A 20,234-nucleotide genomic window follows, 5' to 3' on the forward strand; every position below is an offset into this window, starting at 1 on the left:
GCAGGTAGCCGGAAAGCCGCGCATATCCAGCAAAAAGGACCGCCCCCGAACGGGGACGGTCCTCAGAGAATTCTGGAGGCGGGGTCGGTCAGATCACCGATCCGCTGGAGCGGCCAAAGCCGCCGGAGGTTGCCCTAGAGGCTGGCCTCCCCAGTTGTTCCGACGCCATTCTCCAATACCTCTTTAGACACTGGATCACCTCCTTTCGCTTGTTGCTCTCAAGATAAAGGTGGTGTCGACCCGGCCCGTTGTCAAAGGTTTTTTACCCGGCGAGGGGTGACGCCGGACGGGCGGTCACGCGGTTGACGATCATGCGGAACGGCAGGAGGGCGATCAGGGCCAGCGACAGCTTGACCATCCAGTCGGCCGTCGCAAGCGACACCCAAAGCGGCACCATCGGGCCGATGCCCAGCAGCGGCAGGATCTCATTGGCCCAGGACACATCGTTGCCCGGCTCCAGAAAGGCCAGCGAGCCCGCGAATGCGATCGAGAAGAACAGCGCCGTGTCGAGCGAAGATCCCACCAAGGTCGAGGCCAGCGGGGCGCGCCACCAGCGGCCCTGCCGCAGGCGGTCGAAGATGGCGACATCCGCCAGTTGCGCCGCCAGAAAGGCCGTGCCGGACCCGAGCGCGATGCGCCAGGTCACCAACGGCCCGAATTCGCCCATGATCTGCGTGCCGATCAGCGAACAGCCGATTCCCACCACGAACCCCGCCAGCACGACGCGCCGCGCGGGTCCCGGCCCGTAGACGCGGTTCATCACGTCCGTCACCAGAAACGCGAAGGGATAGGTCAGCGCACCCAGCGTCAGCCACTGGCCGAACATGAATTGCACGAGGATGTTGGAAGCGACGACAATCGCCGCCATGGCGAGGATGCCGGGAAGATAGCGTTTCATGACATGGTCCGTTTTGACAAGGTTGCGGAAACTTGGCCCCGGGGCATCGACACCTGCCGGGACGGGCAGCCCCGCCTAGCGCCTGTTGGACCGCAATTCAAGGGGCAAGCCGTATTCCACCAGCTCGGTCTTCTGGAAAAAGCGGAAGTTGTCGTCCGACACCATGGTGATGCGCAGGCCCTCCGGCGCCTGCCAGACCGATATCCCCTCCAGGTTGTCATACATCCCGTAGGGCGTGGTCAGCAGCGTCACCTCCTGCGTCAGGCCGTCGGGGGACAGATCGAAACGACGCACCCGGCTGCTGAACCCGTTGATGATGGTCAGATCGCGTTCCAGTATGTACAGCCGCCCGTCGGGGCCGACATCGGCGTCGGTCATCAGGTAGCGGCCGCGCCGGGGGATCGAAAACGGCTGATCCCAGGTCCCGTTGCGATAGCGATAGACCGGAAAGGGCTTGCCCGCGCCCGGCGAGACTTCCGGCACGGTGTAAAGCCAGCCGCGCCCGTCGATCGCCAGCGCCTCCAGCGAGGAATTGTTGTTGAGCGACTTGAACGCCTCGGCGCGCGGCAGCCAGGCGGCCTCTCCGCCGACGCGGGCATAGGTCCAGACCCGCGCGTAGCCCTCGAAGGAGATGAACAGCCGGCCGTCGGGCCGGATCGCCAGCCCTTCGGCATCGGCCTTCGCGCCCGTGACCGGCTGGCCGCGGGTGTCGCGCAACGGCAAAAGCGGGTCCAGCGCGACGCCGCCGATCCGCCCGTTGCGCCGCGTGATCCGGCCCGTGGCGATACGCCCGCGGTCGCTGATGACGGTCAGCCGCTGGCCGCCGTCCTGCACCACGATGCCGGAAAACCCGCCAAAGCCCGCGGCCTTGCCGCCACCGTGCCAGGTGAAGCTGCCCAGCGCACGCGCCTGTTGCTGCGCCCCGGCCCCGGACTCGGCCCCGGCCCCGGCCACCTGCGCCGGGGTCTGGACGACCGACAGGAACGCCAGCGCCAGCCCTAGCGCGAGCGCAGAACGTCGGTGCATTGCGCGGGCAGATCGGCCAGGGTCAATTCGCGCTTCGGCTTGGGCTTGGGCGCATTGGGATCACGCGGACGCGGCGGCGGCGGGTTCAGGATATCCGTCACCCATTTCTGCGCCTCGGCGCAGCCGTCGCCCGGCGGGGGCGGGGCCTGATCGATACAGCCCCGCGCCCCCGGAGGACAGCTGAGCCGCACGTGGAAATGATAATGATGACCCCACCAGGGCCGGATCTTGCGCAGGTAGCTGCGATCGCCGGTTTCATCCTTGCACATCTGCACCTTGGCCCCGGGGAAGAGGAAAATCCGCGCGACGCGCGGATCGCTCGCCGCGGCCTTCAGCAACGCGTGCTGTTCGGGCCCCCAGTTGCTGTTGACATAGGCCCCTTTCGCGCGCCGCATAGAGATGGAGGAGATCTTTTCGCGCTCTGCCCGGCTGAGGTTCAAGTCGACGGCGGGCCGCAGCCAGATATCGGCATCCAGGCCGATCTGGTGGCTGGCGTGGCCCGACAGCATCGGGCCGCCGCGCGGCTGGCTCATGTCGCCGACATAGATGCCGTTCCAGCCCCGGATGCGTTTCGCAAAGCGGCTCAGATCCTCGACGTAGTCGATCATTTCCGGGTGCGCCCAGTTGCGGTTCCGGCTCAGCCGCATGGCCTGCCATGTGGGGCCGGTCTCGGGCAGCTGCTCCGCCCCGGCGACGCAGCCCTTGGCATAGCTGCCAAGCGGCGTCGGTTTCTGACTGGACCCGACCTTTTGCGCACCGAAAAACTGCTTGGCCGCCTTATGGGCCATCGCCGGTTCCGACGCGCCCGCCGTCAGCCCGGCCACGGTCAGTCCCGCCATGAGCGATACCCGGAGCGCCCCGCGAAGATAGCTTTTCAGATTTGCCGTCGATCTGCCCATGCTGCCCGGTCTCCCTGCGGTTTGACCCACAGTAACAGCCCCAGACCGATTGCAAAGAGCACGATGAGCGGGGCGATGCCGAACCGCGGGTTTTCGCTCAGCCAGGTGAACAGGCCAATCAGCGCGGGCGCGAGAAAGGCGGTGGCCTTGCCCGATAGCGCGTAGAACCCGAAGGCCTCGGTCGGACGGTCGGGGTTCGCGTGGCGCACCATCATCGAGCGCGAGGAGGCGTTCAACGCCCCCCCGGCCCCGCCGATCGCCGCGCCGCAGATGTAAAAGACGATGTCGGGCAGCGCCGATCCCGGTGCCAGCGGGATACCGAATATCATCTCGCGCGACATGCTCACGATCACGGCGCAGACCGCCATCAGGATCACGATGGTGCCGACGATGACCGGCTTGGGCCCCAGGCGCGCGTCGAGCAGCCCGCCGATCCAGGTGGCCACCGCCGCCGTCAGCGCCCCGATGATGCCGAACACGCCCACCATGATGATCGACCAGTTCAGCACCAGCGTCGCATAGACCCCGCCAAAGCCGTATAACGCGTTGAGCGCATCGCGGTAGAACATCGACGACAGCAGATAGGCCGCCAGCGACCGCCGCGCCGCAATGCCGCGCAACGACCGGCCCAGCCCGCGCAGCACCTGCCCAACCGACGGGCGCGGTGCACGCGCGGCGCGGATGACGGGTGCATCGTCGTGAACCCACAAGAAAAAGAAAGACATGAACGCAAGATACCACAACGCGGCAAACGGTCCGACAAAACGCGTGCCCTCGCGCAGGGCCGGGTCCAGCCCGAAAAGCGGTCTGATGCCGAGAAGCGTGCGCCCGCTCTCGTTTTCGGAGAACAGCAGCAGCATGATGAACAGCGACAGCACCCCGCCCCAATAGCCCAGCGCCGCGCCCGAACCCGAAATCCGGCCGATCTGGTCGTCGCGTCCCAGCGACGGCAGATAGGCATTGGTGAAGATCAGCAGGAACTCCGCACCCACGAAGGCAAACCCGAACATCCACAGCGAAAACCACAGGTTGGACCCGTCCGGCAGCATCCACCACAGCGCCGCCGTGCCGATGCAGTAGACCAGCGAAAACGCCACGATCCACGGCTTGCGCCGCCCGGTGCCGTCGGCCACCGCCCCCAGCACCGGCGCGCTGAGCGCGATCAGCAGGCCCGCGCTCATCTGCGCCCAGGACCAGATCGTCTGGGCGCGCGCGTCGGCGGCCAGTTCGCCCACGCCGCCGGCCATGAAGCTCTGCGTGGCGACGCTCGCGAAATAGGGGCCGAAGATGAAGGTCAGCAGCAGCGTGTAGAACGGCTGGCTGGCCCAGTCGAACATCATCCAGCCCCAGATCCGTCGCCTGAGGGTCGTGTCGCCCGCTGCTTTTCCCTGCACGCCTGTCGGCAAAACCATCGTCGCCCCCCTGTCCCCGTCCGGGCAGAGTTAGACCCGCCCGCCCGCCCGCTGGCAAGGGCCAAGCGCCGCCACCGCCGACGGCTCGGCCGCGGCTCCGGGGCTCAGGCTTCGGGCCTCAGGCTCCGGGTTTCGGGCTTGGGGTCTCGGGCTTCAGGTCTCGGACTTCGGGCATCAGACCGTGGAGAGCCCGGCGTCACGACATGGGCATCGGCGGCCAGGGGCGTTGCGCGTCGGCCGCGACCCAGGCGGTGATCCAGTCGGGCAGCGCGGGCGAGGTCTGGCCGCTGCCGAGCGCCTCCAGCACGCGGTCGGTGCCGACGATGCCCGCCCGGTCCGTCACCGCCATGCGCAAAAGCGCGTGCGACGTGCATTCGCCGCGCCGCCACATCGACTGTTCCAGATACAGGAACCGCGCGTCCCACCCCGAACAGCGGCTGCGCATCTCGAAGCGGTCGAAGACACGGACCCGGCGGCGGTAGCGGATCGAGCTGCCCGCCACCGTCATCCCCCAGCGTTGCCGGCGGCAAAGCGCGATCAGCCCGGTGCGCCGCGCCAGAACCAGCCGCCCCATGTCGAACAGCGTCATCGTGCGGCCGTTGTTGAGCTCCCACCACATGTCGATGTCCTGTGGCCAGCACATGTGATGCGACAGATGCGTGCCGGTCAGGGGCAGCGTCGGCGCGTTGCGGTGAACGACGAATTCCTTGGCCATGCGAAAGATCGGATACATCGGCGGCACTCCTTCCGGGGGCGGTGTGCCATGCCCTGCGTCCGCGTCAAGACCGACGCAAGGTTACCGGATGCGCGCGGGCCGCGATGAGCGCCAAAGGGCGCAGGGCGCCTTGTGTGTCGGCGCCATGCGGCTTACCTATCTGCGCGGGAAAATTAAAAGGACAGCCGATGGTTTCATTGTTGCAGGCGCTTGATCTGATCCTGAGCGTCGTCTGGTTCATCATGATCGCCCACATCATCATGAGCTGGCTGATCTCGTTTCAGGTCCTCAATCTGGGTCAGCAGATGGTCGCGCAGATCTGGTACGGGCTCAACCGCCTGCTGGAACCGATCTACGGCCCGATCCGGCGCATCCTGCCCAACACCGGCGCGCTGGATCTCGCGCCGCTGGTGGCGATCATCGTGGTGATCATCCTGCGCAACACGATCCAGAACAACATCATGGGCTTCGCCTACTGATCCGGGCGCGGCGGCCCTGACGGGCCGCGGCCTTCGGCGAGGATATTTCCGACCAGAAGAATCCACCGTGCCCCGCGTGACTTCAGGGGGCGTTCGGGGGTGTTCACCGATCCGTGCCGGGGCTATCCTGGCGCGACAGCATCTATCCAGCAGCGCAGGTTTCATGCCACAGGCCAAAGCGAAAGAGCTTCTTGCCTCGGTCTTCGGATTCGGGGAATTCCGACCGGGACAGGAGGAGATCGTCACCGCCGTCTGCGCGGGACACAACACGCTGGCGATCATGCCCACGGGCGGGGGCAAGTCGCTCTGCTTCCAACTGCCGGCGCTGTGCCGCGGCGGGCTGACGGTCGTGATCTCTCCGTTGATCGCCTTGATGCGCGATCAGGTGCGCGCGCTGCGCGAGGCGGGGGTGGAAGCGGGCGCGCTGACCTCCGGCAACACCGAGGAGGAGACCGACGAGGTTTTCCGCGCCCTCGGCGAAGGGCGGCTGAAGCTGCTTTACATGGCGCCGGAGCGGCTGGCCTCGGGCGGGACCGGGCCGCTGCTGCACCGCGCGGGCGTCTCGCTGATCGCGGTGGACGAGGCGCATTGCGTCAGCCAGTGGGGGCATGACTTCCGCCCCGATTACCTGCGGATCGGGGCGCTGCGGCGCGAGCTCGACGTGCCGCTGGCGGCCTTCACCGCCACCGCGGACGAGGAAACGCGCGCCGAGATCGTTGCCCGGCTGTTCGACGGCAGCCCGCCGGAGGTGTTCCTGCACGGGTTCGACCGGCCCAACATCAACCTCGCGTTCCGCCCCAAGGACAGCCCGCGCAGGCAGATCCTCGATTTTGCCGGCGCCCGGCGCGAGCAGTCGGGCATCGTCTATTGCGGCACCCGCGCGAAGACCGAGACGTTGGCGAAGGCGCTGGCGGACGCGGGCCACAGCGCCACCGCCTATCACGGCGGGATGGAGGCCGAGGCGCGGCGCGAGGTGGAGGCGCGGTTCCAGCGCGAGGACGGGCTGATCGTGGTGGCGACCGTGGCCTTCGGCATGGGCGTCGACAAGCCCGACATCCGCTGGGTCGCCCACGCCGACCTGCCCAAGTCGATCGAGGCCTATTACCAGGAAATCGGCCGCGCCGGACGCGACGGCGCGCCCGCCGAGACGATGACGCTCTACGTGGCCGACGACATCCGCCTGCGCCGGTCCCAGATCGACGAGGGACTGGCCCCGCCCGAGCGCAAGCAGGCCGATCACGGGCGGCTGAACGCGCTGCTGGGGCTGGCCGAGGCGCTGCAATGCCGCCGCCAGGTCCTGCTCGGCTATTTCGGCGAGACGGCGGAGCCCTGCGGCAACTGCGACCTCTGCGCCGAACCGCCGGAGGTTTTCGACGCGACCGAGGCGGTGCGCAAGGGGTTGTCGGCGGTGCTGCGGACGGGGGAATATTTCGGCACCGGCCATCTGATCGACGTGCTGACCGGAAACGCGACCGAAAAGGTCACCCAGCGCGGCCACGACCAGCTGCCGACCTTCGGCGTGGGGCGGGAATTCGACCGCCGCCAGTGGCAGGCGCTGTTCCGGCAGATGATGGGCCGCGACCTGCTGCGCCCGGACGCCGAGCGTCACGGCGCGCTGCGCATGACCCATGCGGCGCGCCCGGTGCTGAAGGGCGAGGCGGGCATATCGCTGCGCCGCGACGTGCTGAAGAAGACCGCGCCCCGCCCCGCGGTGCGCGCGCTGGTCAGCGAGGAGGACGCGCCGCTGCTGTCCGCGCTCAAGGCCAAGCGCCGCGCGCTGGCCGAGGCTGCGCGGGTACCGGCCTATGTGATCTTTCCCGACCGCACGCTGATCGAAATGGCCGAAAACCGACCCGCGACGCTGGACCAGATGGCGCGCATCGGGGGCGTCGGCGCGAAGAAGCTGGAGCGCTACGGCGCGGCCTTCGTGGCCATCATCGCGGGCGAAAGCCCCGCGCAGGCGCATCCCGCGCGGCGAAAATTGGCCGGGCGCGAAGGCGGCGAGATCTACGATCGGCTGATGCAGGTGCAGCGCGACCTGAACCGGGGCGCCGATGGCACCGGCAAGCCGATGAGCTGCTCCGCCGCGGATCTGGCCAGGATCGCGAAGGCGCGGCCTTCGGATCTGGATCAGATCGTGCGGCTGCTGGGCGAGCGCCACGGCGAACGGTTCGGTCCCGCGTTCCTTGAGGTGCTGGAGCAAGGGTGAACCGCAGCGCGGGCCATGTGCCGGACGACGGTGACGCACGGCCGCCGCGACCCGGCGCCGCAATGGACCGGGCCCGCGCCCCTGCTATCTTGATCCCCATGCCAGCCGCGAAAGGACCGCCATGCTCGTCGTGATTTCCCCCGCCAAACGGCTCGACTGGTCGCCGGTGCCGGACATCGACCCGACGGAGCCCGTGTTCATGAAGGAGGCCAACCGTCTGGCCGGGCACGCGCGGCAGTTGTCGGTCGCGGATCTCAAGCGGCTGATGGGGATCAGCGAGAACCTCGCCCGTCTCAACGCCGCGCGGTTTCAGGACATCCGCGCGGGCGTGGCCGAGGACGACCTGCGCCCCGCCGCCTTCGCCTTTGCGGGCGACACCTATCAGGGGCTGGACGCCCGCAGCCTGGATGCCGACACGCTGACCTACGCGCAGCGGCACCTGCGGATATTGTCCGGGCTTTACGGGCTGCTGCGACCGCTCGACGGGATCAAGCCCTATCGGCTGGAAATGGGCAGCGGCCTGAAATCGCGCCGGGGCGACACGCTTTACGATTTCTGGCGCAAGGACATCGCCGCCGCGCTGAACGCCCAGGCGGAGGAGACAGGCGCCGAATTGCTGGTGAACTGCGCGTCCAACGAATACTTCGGCGCCGTCGACCGCAAGGCGCTGCGCCCGCGCATCATCACCCCGGTGTTCCTGGAGGAGCGCGACGGCGCGGCCAAGACGATCAGCTTCTTCGCCAAGCGCGCGCGCGGCGCGATGGCGCGCTTCGTGGTGGAGCGGCGCGTGGATCGCGCCGAGGGGCTGGAGGATTTCGACACCGGCGGCTACCGGCTGGACCGGACGCGCAGCAGTGCCGATCAGCCGGTGTTCATCCGCCCGCACGGGGCTGCGCAGGAGGCCCGCGGCGCGGCCTGAGACCGGCGCGCCGCGCGGGCAGGATGGCTCAGGGCCGCTCGATCGCCAGGGCGATGCCCTGACCGCCGCCGATGCACATGGTGATCAGCGCGCGCTTGCCGCCGATGCGCGCAAGCTCGTAGAGCGCCTTGATGGTGATGATGGCGCCGGTGGCGCCCACAGGGTGGCCCAGCGCGATGGCGCCGCCGTTGGGGTTCACGCGCTGGGGGTCGAAATCCAGTTCGCTCGAAACCGCGAGCGCCTGCGCCGCGAAGGCCTCATTCGACTCGATCACGTCGAAATCGCCCGCCTTCAGACCCGTGCGCGCCAGCAGCGCCTGAACCGCCGGGACCGGGCCGATGCCCATGACTTCCGGGCGCACGCCGGCGTGGGCGTATCCCAACACGCGGGCCAGCGGTTCCAGCCCGGCCTTTTGCGCGGCCTCCGCGCGCGCCAACACGAGCGCGCCCGCGCCGTCGTTGATGCCGCTGGCGTTGCCCGCGGTGACGCTGCCGTCCTTCTTGAACACCGGCCGCAGCCCGGCGAGCGCCTCGGCGGTGGTGGCCTTGGGGTGCTCATCCGTCTTGAAATCCACCATGTCGCGCTTGACGCGCACCTGCACCGGCGCGATCTGATCGGCGAAACGCCCCTCGGCGATCGCGTGGGCGGCGCGGGTCTGGCTTTCCAGCGCAAAGGCATCCATGTCGGCGCGCGACACGCCGTGTTCCGCCGCGACGTTTTCCGCCGTCACCCCCATGTGGCCGGTTCCGAAAGGACAGTTGAGCGCCCCCAGCATCATGTCCTGGCTCTGGACGTCGCCCATTTTCTGACCCCAGCGCGCCTGCGGCAGGATATAGGGCGAACGGCTCATGTTCTCGGCACCGCCCGCGAGGCCGAAGTCGGCGTCGCCCAGCATCAGCGACTGGACGACCGACACGATCGCCTGCACCCCGGACCCGCACAGCCGGTTGACGTTCATCGCGGGTGTGGTGTCCGGCACGCCCGCCTGCAGGGCCGCGACGCGGCTGAGATACATGTCGCGCGGTTCGGTGTTGATCACATGACCGAAGACGACGTGCCCCACCCTGTCGGCCGCCAGGCCGGACCTTTCCAGCGCGGCCGCGGCAACGGTGGCGGCCAGATCGATGGGGGCGGTTCCGGCCAGCGCGCCGCCGAAGGTGCCGATGGCGGTGCGGGCGCCACTCAGGATGACGATGTCGGACATTTGGGATACTCCTGCATATGGAAAATCGGGCCGTCGCGCCGGGGGATATCACCCCCGCGCGGCGCTCAGCACGATGACGTGGCGTCGGCCAAGGCGCGGCGGCGCGCTGGCACGGGGCGCGGTCCCATCAGGTCATAGATCGCGGCGGGCTTCAACCGTTCGGCTGATAGAGCGGCACCGTCGAAATCGACATCTTGGCGGACCCTTCGGTGAGCTCCCTCGCATGGACCAGATAGATGAGCGTCTGGTTCTGCTCGTCAAAGATCCGCTTGATGCGCAGGCTCTTGAGGATGATCGAACGGCGCTGGCGAAAGACCTCCTCGCCGTCCTCGCTGCGGTCGATGTCGCCGATCACGATGGGCCCCGTCTGGCGACAGGCGATAGAGGCGTTGGAGGGGTCCTCGAACCAGTTGCCCTTACGCAGCCGGTCGATCACCGAGCGGTCGAAATAGGCAATGTGGCAGGTGACGCCCTGCACCTCGGGATCGGGGATCGCCTCGATCAGGATATCATTGCCGAGCCAGTCGACACCGACCTTGCCGACCTCTTCGGCGGTGACGGGCGACGGGGCGGCAAGGGTGGCAGCGGTCAAGGCGGCGGCGGTGGAAACGGCAAGGGCGTGGCGCAGCATGGGGATCTCCTTCGCTCAGGCAACGCCGCAGGCGCGCCTGCGTTCCGTCACAGGCGTTGACTTGCCGCCATGGCAACGCCACCTTCCCTGCAAGGCGCCGCGCGTCGGCGGCATCACCCCCACCCCGAACCGAGCGGAGCCGCCCATGTCAAATGCCTTTCTGGCCACCCTGCGCGACACGCTGACCGCGATCGACGCCGAAGGGCTGACCAAGCGCGAGCGGCTGATCACCTCGCCGCAGGGCGCGCGGATTGAGGTGGCCGAAGACGCGGCTGGAGACGCGGGCGGAAACCGGAACGAAAACGGGGGCGGGCGCGAGGTCATCAACCTGTGCGCCAACAACTACCTCGGGCTGGCAGACCACCCCGAGCTGATCGACGCCGCCGCGCGCGCGATGCGCGACCATGGGTTCGGAATGGCCTCGGTCCGGTTCATCTGCGGCACGCAGGATCTGCACCGGCAGCTCGAATCCGCGCTGGCCGGTTTTCTGGGCACCGATGACGCGATCCTCTTCGCCGCCTGTTTCGATGCCAACGGCGGGCTGTTCGAGCCGCTGCTCGGGCCCGAGGACGCGGTGATTTCCGACGCGCTGAACCACGCCTCGATCATCGACGGCATCCGCCTGTGCAAGGCGCAGCGCTATCGCTATGCCAACAACGACATGACCGCGCTGGAGGAGCAGCTGAAGGCCGCCCGCGCCGAGGGCGCGCGCAACATCCTGATCGCGACCGACGGCGTCTTTTCGATGGACGGCTATCTGGCCGACCTGCCCGCGATCACCACGCTTGCGCGGCGGTACGACGCGATGGTGATGGTCGACGACTGCCATGCCACCGGCTTCATGGGGCCTGCGGGCGAAGGCACGCCCGCCCATCACGGCGTGAAGGTCGACATTCTGACCGGCACGCTGGGCAAGGCGCTTGGCGGTGCGCTGGGCGGCTATGTCGCCGGGCCGCAGCCGGTGATCGACCTGCTGCGCCAGCGCGCGCGGCCCTACCTCTTTTCCAACGCGCTGCCGCCCGCGATCACCGCCGCCGGGCTGCGTGCGCTGGAACTGGTGCGCGCGGGCGACGATCTGCGCGCGCGGCTTTTCGACAACGCGGCCTATTGGCGGCAGGGGCTGACCGGGCTGGGGTTCGATCTGTTGCCGGGCGAGCATCCGATCATCCCGGTCATGCTGGGCGAGGCGAAGCTGGCGCAGCGGATGGCCTCGGCGCTGTTCGACGAGGGGGTCTATGCCTCGGGGTTCTTCTTTCCGGTGGTGCCCAAGGGGCAGGCGCGCATCCGCACGCAGATGAGCGCGGCGCTCACACGCGCGGATCTGGACGCGGCGCTGGAGGCATTTTCACGCGCGGGCAAGGCCACGGGGGTGCTGGCATGAGCAACGAGATGAAGGCGCTGAAAAAGGCCCGCCCCGAGCCGGGGCTGGTCATGTCGCGCGAACCCGTGCCGGAAATCGGCCCCGACGACGTGCTGATCCGCGTCAACAAGACCGGCATCTGTGGCACCGACATCCATATCTGGAACTGGGATGACTGGGCGCAGCGCACCGTGCCGGTGCCGCTGGTGACAGGCCATGAATTCGCGGGCGAGATCGTGGAACTGGGCCGCGACGTCACCGGGCTGAGCATCGGCCAGCGCTGTTCGGGCGAGGGGCATCTGATCGGCAAGCAGTCGCGGCAGTCGCGGTCGGGCAAGTTCCATCTGGACCCCGAGACCCGCGGCATCGGCGTGAATGAACCGGGGGCGTTCGCCGAATACCTGGCGCTGCCCGCCTTCAACGTGGTGCCCCTGCCCGACGGGATCGACGATGAAATCGGCGCGATCCTCGACCCGCTGGGCAATGCGGTGCACACGGCGCTGAGCTTCGATCTGGTGGGAGAGGACGTTCTGATCACCGGCGCGGGTCCCATCGGCATCATGGCCGCCGCCGTGGCGCGGCACGTGGGCGCGCGCCATGTGGTGATCACCGATCTGAACCCCGACCGTCTGGCGCTGGCCGCGCGGGTCACCGATGTGGTGCCGGTCGATCCGCGGGCGGAGCCGCTGGATGCGGTGGTGCAACGGCTGGGCATGAAGCAGGGGTTCGACGTCGGGCTTGAGATGTCGGGCAGCCAAGCCGCGCTGGACGGCATGGTCGAGGCGCTGGTGATGGGCGGGCGCATCGCGCTGTTGGGCATCCCGCCGGGCAAGTCGCCGGTCGACTGGTCGCGCATCGTGTTCAAGGCGCTGACGATCAAGGGCGTCTACGGGCGCGAGATCTTCGAAACTTGGCACAAGATGATCGCGATGCTGGAACGCGGGCTGGACGTGCGCCGCGTCATTACCCACCGCTTTGCCGCGGATAACTACGCCGAAGCCTTCGAGACGATGCGCGCCGGGTCGTCGGGCAAGATCGTGCTGGACTGGCGGCAGGCATAGCGCGGGGTCAGCCGCATTTCGCGGGGAGAAGCGGCAGGGCAGGCGCGCGGCAGGAGCAGGTCCCACCTGGGGTAAGGTGGGGGCCGAGGGAGATAAAAAATCATAGGTACTAAAAAAACTTGCTCCAAAGACCCACTCACAGAGTCTCGACCCCCACGAAGAGCTTTACCAGCTTGCAAAAATTGGTACTGTCGTTTTGCGTAAATGGTAAAGTTCATACGCTAATCGTTTAGGAGGTGCAGTTGGCGCTTCGTGAAATGCACGTTGATGTCAATTGGCGACGCAAGGGATTGCTTGTTTCCGCCGCGATCCTGGTACTGACATTGCTCGGACCGTTCGGCACCTTTACACATATGTCTCTGGCGACCCGCTTTGCCTATTGGTCGACGGCGATCATCAGCGTCGGCGTGTTGATGAACCTGCTGTTCATTCTCGCGCTGGGAAGTCGCAATTTGCGACGCTTCCCTCCCGTCTTCCGCATCTTCGTCGCCGCGAGCCTGGGGGCGATCCCCGGCGGATTGATGATCGTGGGGGTGGAACGGATCTTCAAGGGGCCGCTGACCGGCGCCGTCAACTTCGGGTGGCTGATGCTTTGCGTCTGGCTGCTGACCATGGTGATCGGCGTTTTCGACCTCGCCACCTTTTCGATCTACCGCCGCAAGGACCGCAGCGGCGGCAGCGGCGCTTCCGACAGCGCGGCGGACATGGACGAGGTCATGCTCAAATGGCGGCCCGACCCGTTCCCCCCCGACCCGTTCCCCGTGGCAGCGACGGCAGCCGCGGCCCCCGTCGCGACGATGCCCCACGGCGCCGACGCCCCCTCCGCCTCACCCGACGACGCGCCGCCCGAGACGCTCAAGCCCGACGGCAAGTCGCCCTGTGTGGCGCCCGCCTTCTTCGGGCGGCTTCCGCCCGAAGTGGGGCACGAGCTGATTTCCCTGACGATGCAGGACCACTATCTGAAGGTGCGCACCGACAAGGGCAGCTGCATGATCCTGCACCGCATCACCGATGCCGAGACCGAGTTGGAGAAGTTTCCCGGCATGCGCGTACACCGCTCGCATTGGGTGGCGCTGCGCCACGTCTGCGCGGTGATCAGCAAAGGGTCGGCCCGCTATGTCGAGCTGTCGGATGGCAAGAAGCTGCCGGTCAGCCGCACGTATCTGCCCAAGCTTCGCAGCGCCCTGAACCGGATCGGGAACACTGCGGCGAACTGACACTCCGGCGGCGGCGCGGCTGCGGCGAGCGAGATGATCGCGGCGAAACCGCGCGTCCCACAGCCCTGCCCCACAGCCCGTCACCCGCCCGATACGCGAAAGCCGCGCGAAGAACGCGCGGCTTGCAGCGGCAGAACCGGCGGCGAAGCGCGACGGATCGAAGATCAGCCGCCCCTGCCCGACCAGACCAGATCAGACCACGGTGACCTTGGTGCCGATCGGCACGCGTTGATAAAGATCTTCGACATGGGCGTTCAGCATGCGGATGCATCCGCTCGACACCGACCGGCCCACAGTGCTGGGATAGGGTGTGCCGTGAATGCGGTACAGCGTGTCACGTCCCCCCTGATAGAGGTAAAGGGCGCGCGCGCCCAACGGGTTGTCGGGGCCGCCTTCCATACCGCCCGCCCATTTCTTGTATTTCTCGGGCTCGCGGCGAATCATGTTCTGCGTCGGGGTCCAGCGCGGCCACTCGGCCTTGCGCGCTATGACGGCCTCTCCCTTGAATTCACGACCGGCCTCACCCACGCCGACGCCGTAACGGATGGCCTGCCCGTTGCCCAGCAGCCAGTAGATGAAGTGACGCTCCGACTCGACGATCAGCTCTCCGGCGGGCAGTTCGGCACGGGCCTTGACGATCTGGGGACGGTAGATTTCCGGCAGAACGAAATTACCGGCGGCAAATGCGGGCAGCGGCGCGGCAACGGCGGTTGCGGCGGCGGCGGTCAGGAACTGGCGGCGTTTGAGCATCTCTATCTCCTCTTTCACGGGGCCCTGGCGCAAATCTTGGTGGTTCGCTGCGGGCTTCGGATAAACAACGCGGATATCCGCCGAAAAGTTCGCGACAAACGGTAAAATTTCATTCACAGGCGCGGGAAGGCCTTGTTCCGCTTGACAAGACATCCGCGAAAATCAGCCGCGATGCAACGCCACGCGGCCCTCGTCGGTCAACTTGTGGCAGGTGCCGTCCTCGATCACGATGGCCGAAAGCGCCTTGTCGAACCCCGCGCCGGTGTCGACATTCACGCGGTTGCCGTAATGCGTCACCTCATCCACCGGGGAATGGCCGTGCACGATCAGGGCGCCGTGATCCGCGGTCGAATCGAGGAACGGCCCGCGTATCCAGAGCAGATCGTCCTCGGACTGGCTGTCGAGCGGCACGCCGGGCCGGATGCCTGCATGCACGAAAACCACGCCATCGCGGCGCAGATATCCCGGCAGCGCGTTCAGGAATTCGATATGCGCGGGATCGACCTTGCCAAGCGCCTCGGCGTGCACCTCCTCGGGCGCGCGTTCGGCCGCATCGGCCACGCCGTAGGACGCAAGCGTCTGCGTGCCGCCCAACCGGGGGTGAAGCCATTCCAGATCCTGCCTGAGCAGCGGATCATGGTAGCCCGGGTCCCGCATGAAACCGGCGAACATGCGGTCGTGATTGCCCTTGATGGTCAGCCACGGCTGCCCTTCGGCGATCCCGTTCAACAGAAACGCGATCACGCCGCAGCTGTCCGGGCCGCGATCGGTCAGATCGCCCAGGTGAACCACGGGCGCATCCCGCGCATCGGGCGCCTTCGATCGCTTGCGGTCATCGGCGATCAGGCGGTGGATGTCCTCCAGCTTGGCGCGCTGGCCATGCACGTCGCCCACGGCGTAGGTTCTCATGGCTGCCTCCTCTCGGAATATGGACCCTCAAACCGGCAAACTGGACCGCGGGTGGGCGCAGGCAAGGCCTGTCACCCGCGCGGCCCTGAATTTCATGCCCGCAATAATTCATGGCCGGACTTTCGAGGGCGAAACCGCGCGCCCGCCCTCGAAGGGATGTCACGGAAAGGGACGTCACGGCGGCGCCGGGGCCGCCCGCCGATCTCAGGACACGTCGAACTGCAAGGGCGCGATGTTGCGGAACAGCCCGGTATCCCACAGCTTTTGCAGGATGGGATCGGGAATCACGTCGTCCACGTAAAGCAGCGCGATCGCGTCCTTGCCCTTTTCCGACCGGCCGAGGGTGAAGTTGGCGATGTTCACCCCGTTGCCGCCCAGCGTGTTGCCCAGCGCGCCGATGATGCCCGGCTCGTCCTCATTGGTGGTATAGAGCATATGCGCCCCGATCTCGGCGTCGATGTTGATGCCCTTGATCTGGATGAACCGCGGTTTGCCGTCGCTGAAGACCGTGCCCGCGATGGAGCGCTCGCGTTTCTCGGTCACCACGGTCAGCTTGATGTAGGCATCGAATACGCCGGACTTGCCCTGCGTGGTGCGCGACACCTTGATGCCGCGCTCCTTCGCCACGACGGGGGCCGACACCATGTTCACATCCGGGTTGGCCGATTTCATGATGCCCGCAATGGCCGCGCAGCCCAGCGCGTCGAGGTTCATTTCCGACACCGCGCCGTCATAGAGGATGTTGATCGCCTTGATCGGTTCATCCGTCATCTGCCCGGCAAAGGCGCCCAGATGCTCGGCCAGCTTGACCCAGGGGCCCATGACGGCGGCTTCCTCGGCGGTGACGGAGGGCATGTTGAGCGCGTTGCTCACGGCGCCGGTCAGCAGGTAATCCGACATCTGTTCGGCCACCTGAAGCGCCACGTTTTCCTGCGCCTCGGTGGTCGCCGCGCCCAAGTGCGGGGTCACGACGACGTTGGGCAGGTTGAACAGCGGGCTGTCGGTCGCCGGCTCTTCGGCGAAGACGTCGAAGGCGGCGCCCGCGACGCGGCCGTCCTTCAGCGCCTCGGCCAGCGCGGCCTCGTCGACCAGACCGCCGCGGGCGCAGTTGACGATGCGCACGCCGGGTTTCAGCTGTGCGATGGCGTCGCGGCTGAGGATGCCCCGGGTCTTGTCGGTCAGCGGCACGTGGAAGGTGATGAAATCGGACTTCGCCCAGAGCTCGTCCAGCTCGACCTTGCGCACGCCCAGCTTTTCGGCGCGCTCTTCGCTGAGGAAGGGATCATAGGCGATCACCTTCATCTTCAGCCCATGCGCGCGGTCGATGACGATGGACCCGATGTTGCCCGCGCCCACGACGCCCAGCGTCTTGGCAGTCAGCTCAACCCCCATGAAGCGGCTCTTTTCCCACTTTCCCGCATGGGTCGAGGCGCTGGCCTCGGGGATCTGGCGGGCGACGGCCATCATCATCGCCATCGCATGTTCCGCCGTGGTGATCGAGTTGCCGAAGGGCGTGTTCATCACGATCACGCCCTTTTTCGACGCGGCGGGAATGTCGACATTGTCGACCCCGATGCCTGCGCGGCCGATGACCTTGAGGTTGGTGGCGGCGGCCAGCACCTTGTCGCTGACCTTGGTGGCGGACCGGATCGCCAGACCGTCGTATTGGCCGATCACCTCCAGCAGCTTGTCCTTGTCCTTGCCAAGCGCGGGCTGGAAATCGACATCAATGCCGCGATCCCGAAAGATCTGCACGGCGGTTTCCGAAAGCTTGTCGGATACGAGCACTTTAGGCGCCATCACGGGCACTCCTTGATAGGTCTTGAAAAGGGGATGCGCCCCGGCCCTTGCAGCCGGGGCAAGGACTCAGGCCGCGGTGGCCTGGGCTGAAATCTCGGCGTCGAAGGCCCATTCGAGCCAGGGCAGCATCGCCGCGATATCCGCCGTTTCCACCGTGCCGCCGCACCAGATGCGCAGACCGGCCGGCGCATCGCGATAGGCGCCCACGTCCAGCGCCGCGCCCTCGGCCTCCAGCCGCTTGGCGACCGCCTTGGCGAAACCGGCACCGTCGGCGATGCGCGCATCGGTGAACTTCAGGCAGACGGAGGTGTTGGACCGCGTCGCGGGGTCCTCGGCCAGGAAGTCGATCCAGTCATGCGCGGCGACGAAATCGGCGATCGCGCCGGTGTTGGCATCGGCCCGCGCGATCAGGCCCGTCAGCCCGCCCACGCTTTCGGCCCAATCGAGCGCGCGCAGGTAATCCTCCACACACAGCATCGAGGGGGTGTTGATCGTCTCACCCCTGAAAATGCCCTCGATCAGCTTGCCGCCCTTGGTCAGGCGAAAGATCTTGGGCAGCGGCCAGGCGGGGGTGTAGCTCTCCAGCCGCTCGACGGCGCGGGGGCTGAGGATCAGCATGCCATGCGCGGCCTCGCCGCCCAGCACCTTCTGCCAGGAGAAGGTCGTCACATCCAGCTTGTCCCAAGGCAGATCCTGCGCGAAGGCGGCCGAGGTGGCGTCGCAGATCGTCAGGCCCTGCCGGTCGGCCGGAATCGCATCGCCCGAGGGCATGCGCACGCCAGAGGTGGTGCCGTTCCAGGTGAAGACGACGTCGGTGTCATAGTCGAGCGCGTCCATATCGACGATCCGGCCATAATCGGCGGTCTCGACGGTGGCGTCGAGCTTGAGTTGCTTGACCACATCCGTCACCCAGCCCGCGCCGAAGCTTTCCCAGGCCACCATCGTCGCAGGGCGCGCGCCCAGCAGCGACCACATCGCCATCTCCACGGCGCCGGTGTCGGAGGCGGGCCCGATGCCGATACGGTAATCGGCCGGAATTCCCAGAATGTCGCGCGTCCGCTCGATCGCGGATTTCAGCTTGTCCTTGCCCACCGCCGCGCGATGCGACCGGCCCAGGGGCGCGTCGGCAAGCGCTTGCAGGGAAAAGGCGGGGGGTTTGGCGCAAGGGCCCGAGGAAAAACGCGGATTGGCCGGCCGCGTGGCCGGTTTCTTCGTATCCATGATGGATATCCTTCCAGATATATGCCCCTCGTTGGGGAGGGGTGTCCCACCGACGCGCATATACCCCCGCCCGCCCTTCCGCAAACGGATTTTTCTGTCTATAGCGACCGCTCATCCGCCAAATGCGACACGCCCCTGACGAAAGCCCGCCCATGCCCGTTGTGACCCTGCTGACCGACCCCGCGAAACCCGCGCTGGACCCCGCGCTGGTGGACAATCTCCGCAACGCCTGGGGCGGTGGCACCGCGCAGTGGCTGGCCCCTGACGAGGCGGCGGAATTCGAGGTGCCAAACCGCCCCGACAACGCCGATCACGTCTGGCAGGAGTTGCAGCTGCTGGGGGTCGACATGGCGGTGCAGTCGGTGGAAGGGCGCCGCAAGCGGCTGCTGCTGGCCGACATGGACAGCACGATGATCCAGCAGGAATGCATAGATGAGCTGGCCGCCGAAGCGGGCGTCGGCGCGCATGTCGCCGGCATCACCGCGCGCGCGATGAACGGAGAGCTCGATTTCGAGGCCGCCCTGCGCGAACGGGTCAGCCTGTTGAAGGATCTGGACGAGAGCACCATCGCCCGCGTGCTGCAATCGCGGATCACCCATATGCCGGGCGGCGCCGTGCTGCTGGCCACGATGCGCGCAAACGGCGCGCATACCGCGCTGGTTTCGGGCGGATTCACCGCCTTCAGCGGCGCGGTGGCCAAGGCGCTGGGGTTCCATGAACATCGCGCCAACGTGCTGATGGTCAGCGACGGCAAGCTTACCGGCACGGTCGAGGAACCCATTCTCGGCCGCGACGCGAAAATTGCCGCGCTGACCGACATCGTGGCGCGCCTGCGCATTGCGCCCGACGATGTCCTGGCGGTCGGCGACGGCGCCAACGATCTGGGCATGTTGCAGCTGGCGGGCATGGGGGTCGCGCTGCACGCCAAGCCCGCCGTCGCCGCTCAATGCAGCCTGCGCATCAACCACGGCGATCTGACCGCGCTGCTGTTCCTGCAAGGCTACGCGCGATCCGATTTCACCCTGCCCTGAGGCTCGGGCGCTTCATTGTCGCGAAAATATCCTCGCCGAAGGCATCGCGCCGCCGTCAGACGAACCCCTCGGCGGGGCGGATCACCCCGGTATCCAGCCCGCGCCGGTTGATCAGCGGCGCCGCCATGCGTTTCTGCGCCGCAGGGTGGGCGGCGTCCAGAACGCCCAGCGACACGAGGATCGCCGCGATGGCGCATTCCGACGCCCGCGTCGCGCCGTCCACGATCTTGAGCGCGACGCCAAGGCGCTGGTCGGGCAGGATCGCGACGAACACGGCCTCCGCGCCGGTCTTGATCGCGACCCGCCCGCCCATCGCACGCATCAACTCGGTGCAGGCGCGCCCCTCGCCCGCCACCAGATCGGGATGCGCCATCATTGCCTCGACCAGCCGCCGCTGTGCACGGCCGCGCACGGAACTGTCATCGGCGGCGGCGAACCCCGCCATCGCGCGGGCCAGCCCGTGCACCGTCGTTGCGAAGTTGGGGGCCGAGCA

At 67.4% G+C, this 20,234-nt stretch carries 19 protein-coding genes; 7 read left to right on the forward strand and 12 right to left on the reverse strand.

Annotation, left to right across the window (positions count from 1 at the left end):
- Positions 1–262: 262 nt before the first annotated feature.
- The 5 genes from ACU0BR_RS08230 to ACU0BR_RS08250 form a co-directional block, all read right to left on the reverse strand.
- Positions 263–898, reverse strand: coding sequence for a queuosine precursor transporter (locus tag ACU0BR_RS08230; protein ID WP_446156371.1), 636 nt, complete (start codon positions 896–898; stop codon positions 263–265).
- A gap of 75 nt (positions 899–973) precedes the next feature.
- Entirely contained in the window at positions 974–1,924 is a 951-nt protein-coding gene (locus ACU0BR_RS08235; protein WP_446156372.1) for an esterase-like activity of phytase family protein, read from the reverse strand.
- Positions 1,897–2,712: a penicillin-insensitive murein endopeptidase gene (gene mepA, locus ACU0BR_RS08240; protein WP_446156389.1), complete on the reverse strand. Its 816-nt coding sequence runs from the start codon at positions 2,710–2,712 to the stop codon at positions 1,897–1,899. The genes ACU0BR_RS08235 and mepA overlap by 28 nt, the downstream gene beginning before the upstream one ends.
- A gap of 86 nt (positions 2,713–2,798) precedes the next feature.
- Positions 2,799–4,235, reverse strand: coding sequence for an MFS transporter (locus tag ACU0BR_RS08245; protein WP_446156373.1), 1,437 nt, complete (start codon positions 4,233–4,235; stop codon positions 2,799–2,801).
- 196 nt (positions 4,236–4,431) lie between these two features.
- Positions 4,432–4,968: an acyl-CoA thioesterase gene (locus ACU0BR_RS08250; RefSeq protein ID WP_446156374.1), complete on the reverse strand. Its 537-nt coding sequence runs from the start codon at positions 4,966–4,968 to the stop codon at positions 4,432–4,434.
- Positions 4,969–5,138: 170 nt separating this feature from the next.
- On the opposite strand from ACU0BR_RS08250, the gene ACU0BR_RS08255 reads away from it, so the two are divergent.
- The 3 genes from ACU0BR_RS08255 to yaaA all read left to right on the forward strand — a co-directional run bounded on the left by ACU0BR_RS08255 (position 5,139) and on the right by yaaA (position 8,557).
- Complete coding sequence (locus tag ACU0BR_RS08255) at positions 5,139–5,429, forward strand: YggT family protein (RefSeq protein ID WP_446156375.1); 291 nt, start codon at positions 5,139–5,141, stop codon at positions 5,427–5,429.
- A gap of 163 nt (positions 5,430–5,592) precedes the next feature.
- Positions 5,593–7,638 (forward strand): DNA helicase RecQ, encoded by a 2,046-nt coding sequence (gene recQ, locus ACU0BR_RS08260; protein WP_446156376.1) that lies wholly within the window; start codon positions 5,593–5,595, stop codon positions 7,636–7,638.
- Positions 7,639–7,759: 121 nt separating this feature from the next.
- On the forward strand, positions 7,760–8,557 hold the full coding sequence (gene yaaA, locus ACU0BR_RS08265) for a peroxide stress protein YaaA (protein ID WP_446156377.1): 798 nt from the start codon (positions 7,760–7,762) through the stop codon (positions 8,555–8,557).
- A 28-nt stretch (positions 8,558–8,585) separates the two neighbouring features.
- Here yaaA and ACU0BR_RS08270 read toward each other — a convergent pair whose 3' ends face one another.
- Positions 8,586–9,761, reverse strand: a complete 1,176-nt coding sequence (locus ACU0BR_RS08270) for an acetyl-CoA C-acyltransferase family protein (RefSeq protein WP_446156378.1) — start codon at positions 9,759–9,761, stop codon at positions 8,586–8,588.
- 151 nt (positions 9,762–9,912) lie between these two features.
- On the reverse strand, positions 9,913–10,392 hold the full coding sequence (locus ACU0BR_RS08275) for a CreA family protein (RefSeq protein WP_446156379.1): 480 nt from the start codon (positions 10,390–10,392) through the stop codon (positions 9,913–9,915).
- 145 nt (positions 10,393–10,537) lie between these two features.
- On the opposite strand from ACU0BR_RS08275, the gene ACU0BR_RS08280 reads away from it, so the two are divergent.
- The 3 genes from ACU0BR_RS08280 to ACU0BR_RS08290 all read left to right on the forward strand — a co-directional run bounded on the left by ACU0BR_RS08280 (position 10,538) and on the right by ACU0BR_RS08290 (position 14,030).
- Positions 10,538–11,773 carry a glycine C-acetyltransferase gene (locus ACU0BR_RS08280; RefSeq protein ID WP_446156380.1) on the forward strand — a complete coding sequence of 412 codons (1,236 nt, stop codon included), beginning with the start codon at positions 10,538–10,540 and terminating at the stop codon, positions 11,771–11,773.
- On the forward strand, positions 11,770–12,813 hold the full coding sequence (tdh, locus tag ACU0BR_RS08285; RefSeq protein WP_446156381.1) for an L-threonine 3-dehydrogenase: 1,044 nt from the start codon (positions 11,770–11,772) through the stop codon (positions 12,811–12,813). The genes ACU0BR_RS08280 and tdh overlap by 4 nt, the downstream gene beginning before the upstream one ends.
- A 290-nt stretch (positions 12,814–13,103) precedes the next feature.
- A complete protein-coding gene (locus tag ACU0BR_RS08290) occupies positions 13,104–14,030 on the forward strand; it encodes a LytTR family DNA-binding domain-containing protein (RefSeq protein ID WP_446156382.1) in 927 nt (308 codons plus the stop codon).
- A 192-nt stretch (positions 14,031–14,222) separates the two neighbouring features.
- Here ACU0BR_RS08290 and ACU0BR_RS08295 read toward each other — a convergent pair whose 3' ends face one another.
- The 4 genes from ACU0BR_RS08295 to ACU0BR_RS08310 all read right to left on the reverse strand — a co-directional run bounded on the left by ACU0BR_RS08295 (position 14,223) and on the right by ACU0BR_RS08310 (position 18,710).
- A complete protein-coding gene (locus ACU0BR_RS08295; protein ID WP_446156383.1) occupies positions 14,223–14,780 on the reverse strand; it encodes a L,D-transpeptidase in 558 nt (185 codons plus the stop codon).
- Positions 14,781–14,942: 162 nt separating this feature from the next.
- Positions 14,943–15,689: a metallophosphoesterase gene (locus ACU0BR_RS08300; RefSeq protein WP_446156384.1), complete on the reverse strand. Its 747-nt coding sequence runs from the start codon at positions 15,687–15,689 to the stop codon at positions 14,943–14,945.
- A gap of 204 nt (positions 15,690–15,893) precedes the next feature.
- On the reverse strand, positions 15,894–17,489 hold the full coding sequence (serA, locus tag ACU0BR_RS08305; protein ID WP_446156385.1) for a phosphoglycerate dehydrogenase: 1,596 nt from the start codon (positions 17,487–17,489) through the stop codon (positions 15,894–15,896).
- 66 nt (positions 17,490–17,555) lie between these two features.
- Positions 17,556–18,710, reverse strand: a complete 1,155-nt coding sequence (locus ACU0BR_RS08310) for a phosphoserine transaminase (RefSeq protein WP_446156386.1) — start codon at positions 18,708–18,710, stop codon at positions 17,556–17,558.
- Positions 18,711–18,862: 152 nt separating this feature from the next.
- Here ACU0BR_RS08310 and serB point away from each other — a divergent pair, with 152 nt between their 5' ends.
- A complete protein-coding gene (gene serB, locus ACU0BR_RS08315; protein WP_446156387.1) occupies positions 18,863–19,741 on the forward strand; it encodes a phosphoserine phosphatase SerB in 879 nt (292 codons plus the stop codon).
- A gap of 55 nt (positions 19,742–19,796) precedes the next feature.
- Here the strand turns inward: serB and ACU0BR_RS08320 are convergent.
- Positions 19,797–20,234 (reverse strand): asparaginase (locus ACU0BR_RS08320; protein ID WP_446156388.1); only part of this gene is annotated, 438 nt, incomplete at its 5' end.

This window comes from Brevirhabdus sp., from assembly GCF_052826345.1.

Bases quoted from the DNA above. Each gene is read 5' to 3' on its own strand.
- ACU0BR_RS08230 (WP_446156371.1), bottom strand. From the start codon at position 898: ATGAAACGCTATCTTCCCGGCATCCTCGCCATGGCGGCGATTGTCGTC.
- ACU0BR_RS08235 (WP_446156372.1), bottom strand. From the start codon at position 1,924: ATGCACCGACGTTCTGCGCTCGCGCTAGGGCTGGCGCTGGCGTTCCTG.
- mepA (WP_446156389.1), bottom strand. From the start codon at position 2,712: ATGGCCCATAAGGCGGCCAAGCAGTTTTTCGGTGCGCAAAAGGTCGGG.
- ACU0BR_RS08245 (WP_446156373.1), bottom strand. From the start codon at position 4,235: ATGGTTTTGCCGACAGGCGTGCAGGGAAAAGCAGCGGGCGACACGACC.
- ACU0BR_RS08250 (WP_446156374.1), bottom strand. From the start codon at position 4,968: ATGTATCCGATCTTTCGCATGGCCAAGGAATTCGTCGTTCACCGCAAC.
- ACU0BR_RS08255 (WP_446156375.1), top strand. From the start codon at position 5,139: ATGGTTTCATTGTTGCAGGCGCTTGATCTGATCCTGAGCGTCGTCTGG.
- recQ (WP_446156376.1), top strand. From the start codon at position 5,593: ATGCCACAGGCCAAAGCGAAAGAGCTTCTTGCCTCGGTCTTCGGATTC.
- yaaA (WP_446156377.1), top strand. From the start codon at position 7,760: ATGCTCGTCGTGATTTCCCCCGCCAAACGGCTCGACTGGTCGCCGGTG.
- ACU0BR_RS08270 (WP_446156378.1), bottom strand. From the start codon at position 9,761: ATGTCCGACATCGTCATCCTGAGTGGCGCCCGCACCGCCATCGGCACC.
- ACU0BR_RS08275 (WP_446156379.1), bottom strand. From the start codon at position 10,392: ATGCTGCGCCACGCCCTTGCCGTTTCCACCGCCGCCGCCTTGACCGCT.
- ACU0BR_RS08280 (WP_446156380.1), top strand. From the start codon at position 10,538: ATGTCAAATGCCTTTCTGGCCACCCTGCGCGACACGCTGACCGCGATC.
- tdh (WP_446156381.1), top strand. From the start codon at position 11,770: ATGAGCAACGAGATGAAGGCGCTGAAAAAGGCCCGCCCCGAGCCGGGG.
- ACU0BR_RS08295 (WP_446156383.1), bottom strand. From the start codon at position 14,780: ATGCTCAAACGCCGCCAGTTCCTGACCGCCGCCGCCGCAACCGCCGTT.
- ACU0BR_RS08300 (WP_446156384.1), bottom strand. From the start codon at position 15,689: ATGAGAACCTACGCCGTGGGCGACGTGCATGGCCAGCGCGCCAAGCTG.
- serA (WP_446156385.1), bottom strand. From the start codon at position 17,489: ATGGCGCCTAAAGTGCTCGTATCCGACAAGCTTTCGGAAACCGCCGTG.
- ACU0BR_RS08310 (WP_446156386.1), bottom strand. From the start codon at position 18,710: ATGGATACGAAGAAACCGGCCACGCGGCCGGCCAATCCGCGTTTTTCC.
- serB (WP_446156387.1), top strand. From the start codon at position 18,863: ATGCCCGTTGTGACCCTGCTGACCGACCCCGCGAAACCCGCGCTGGAC.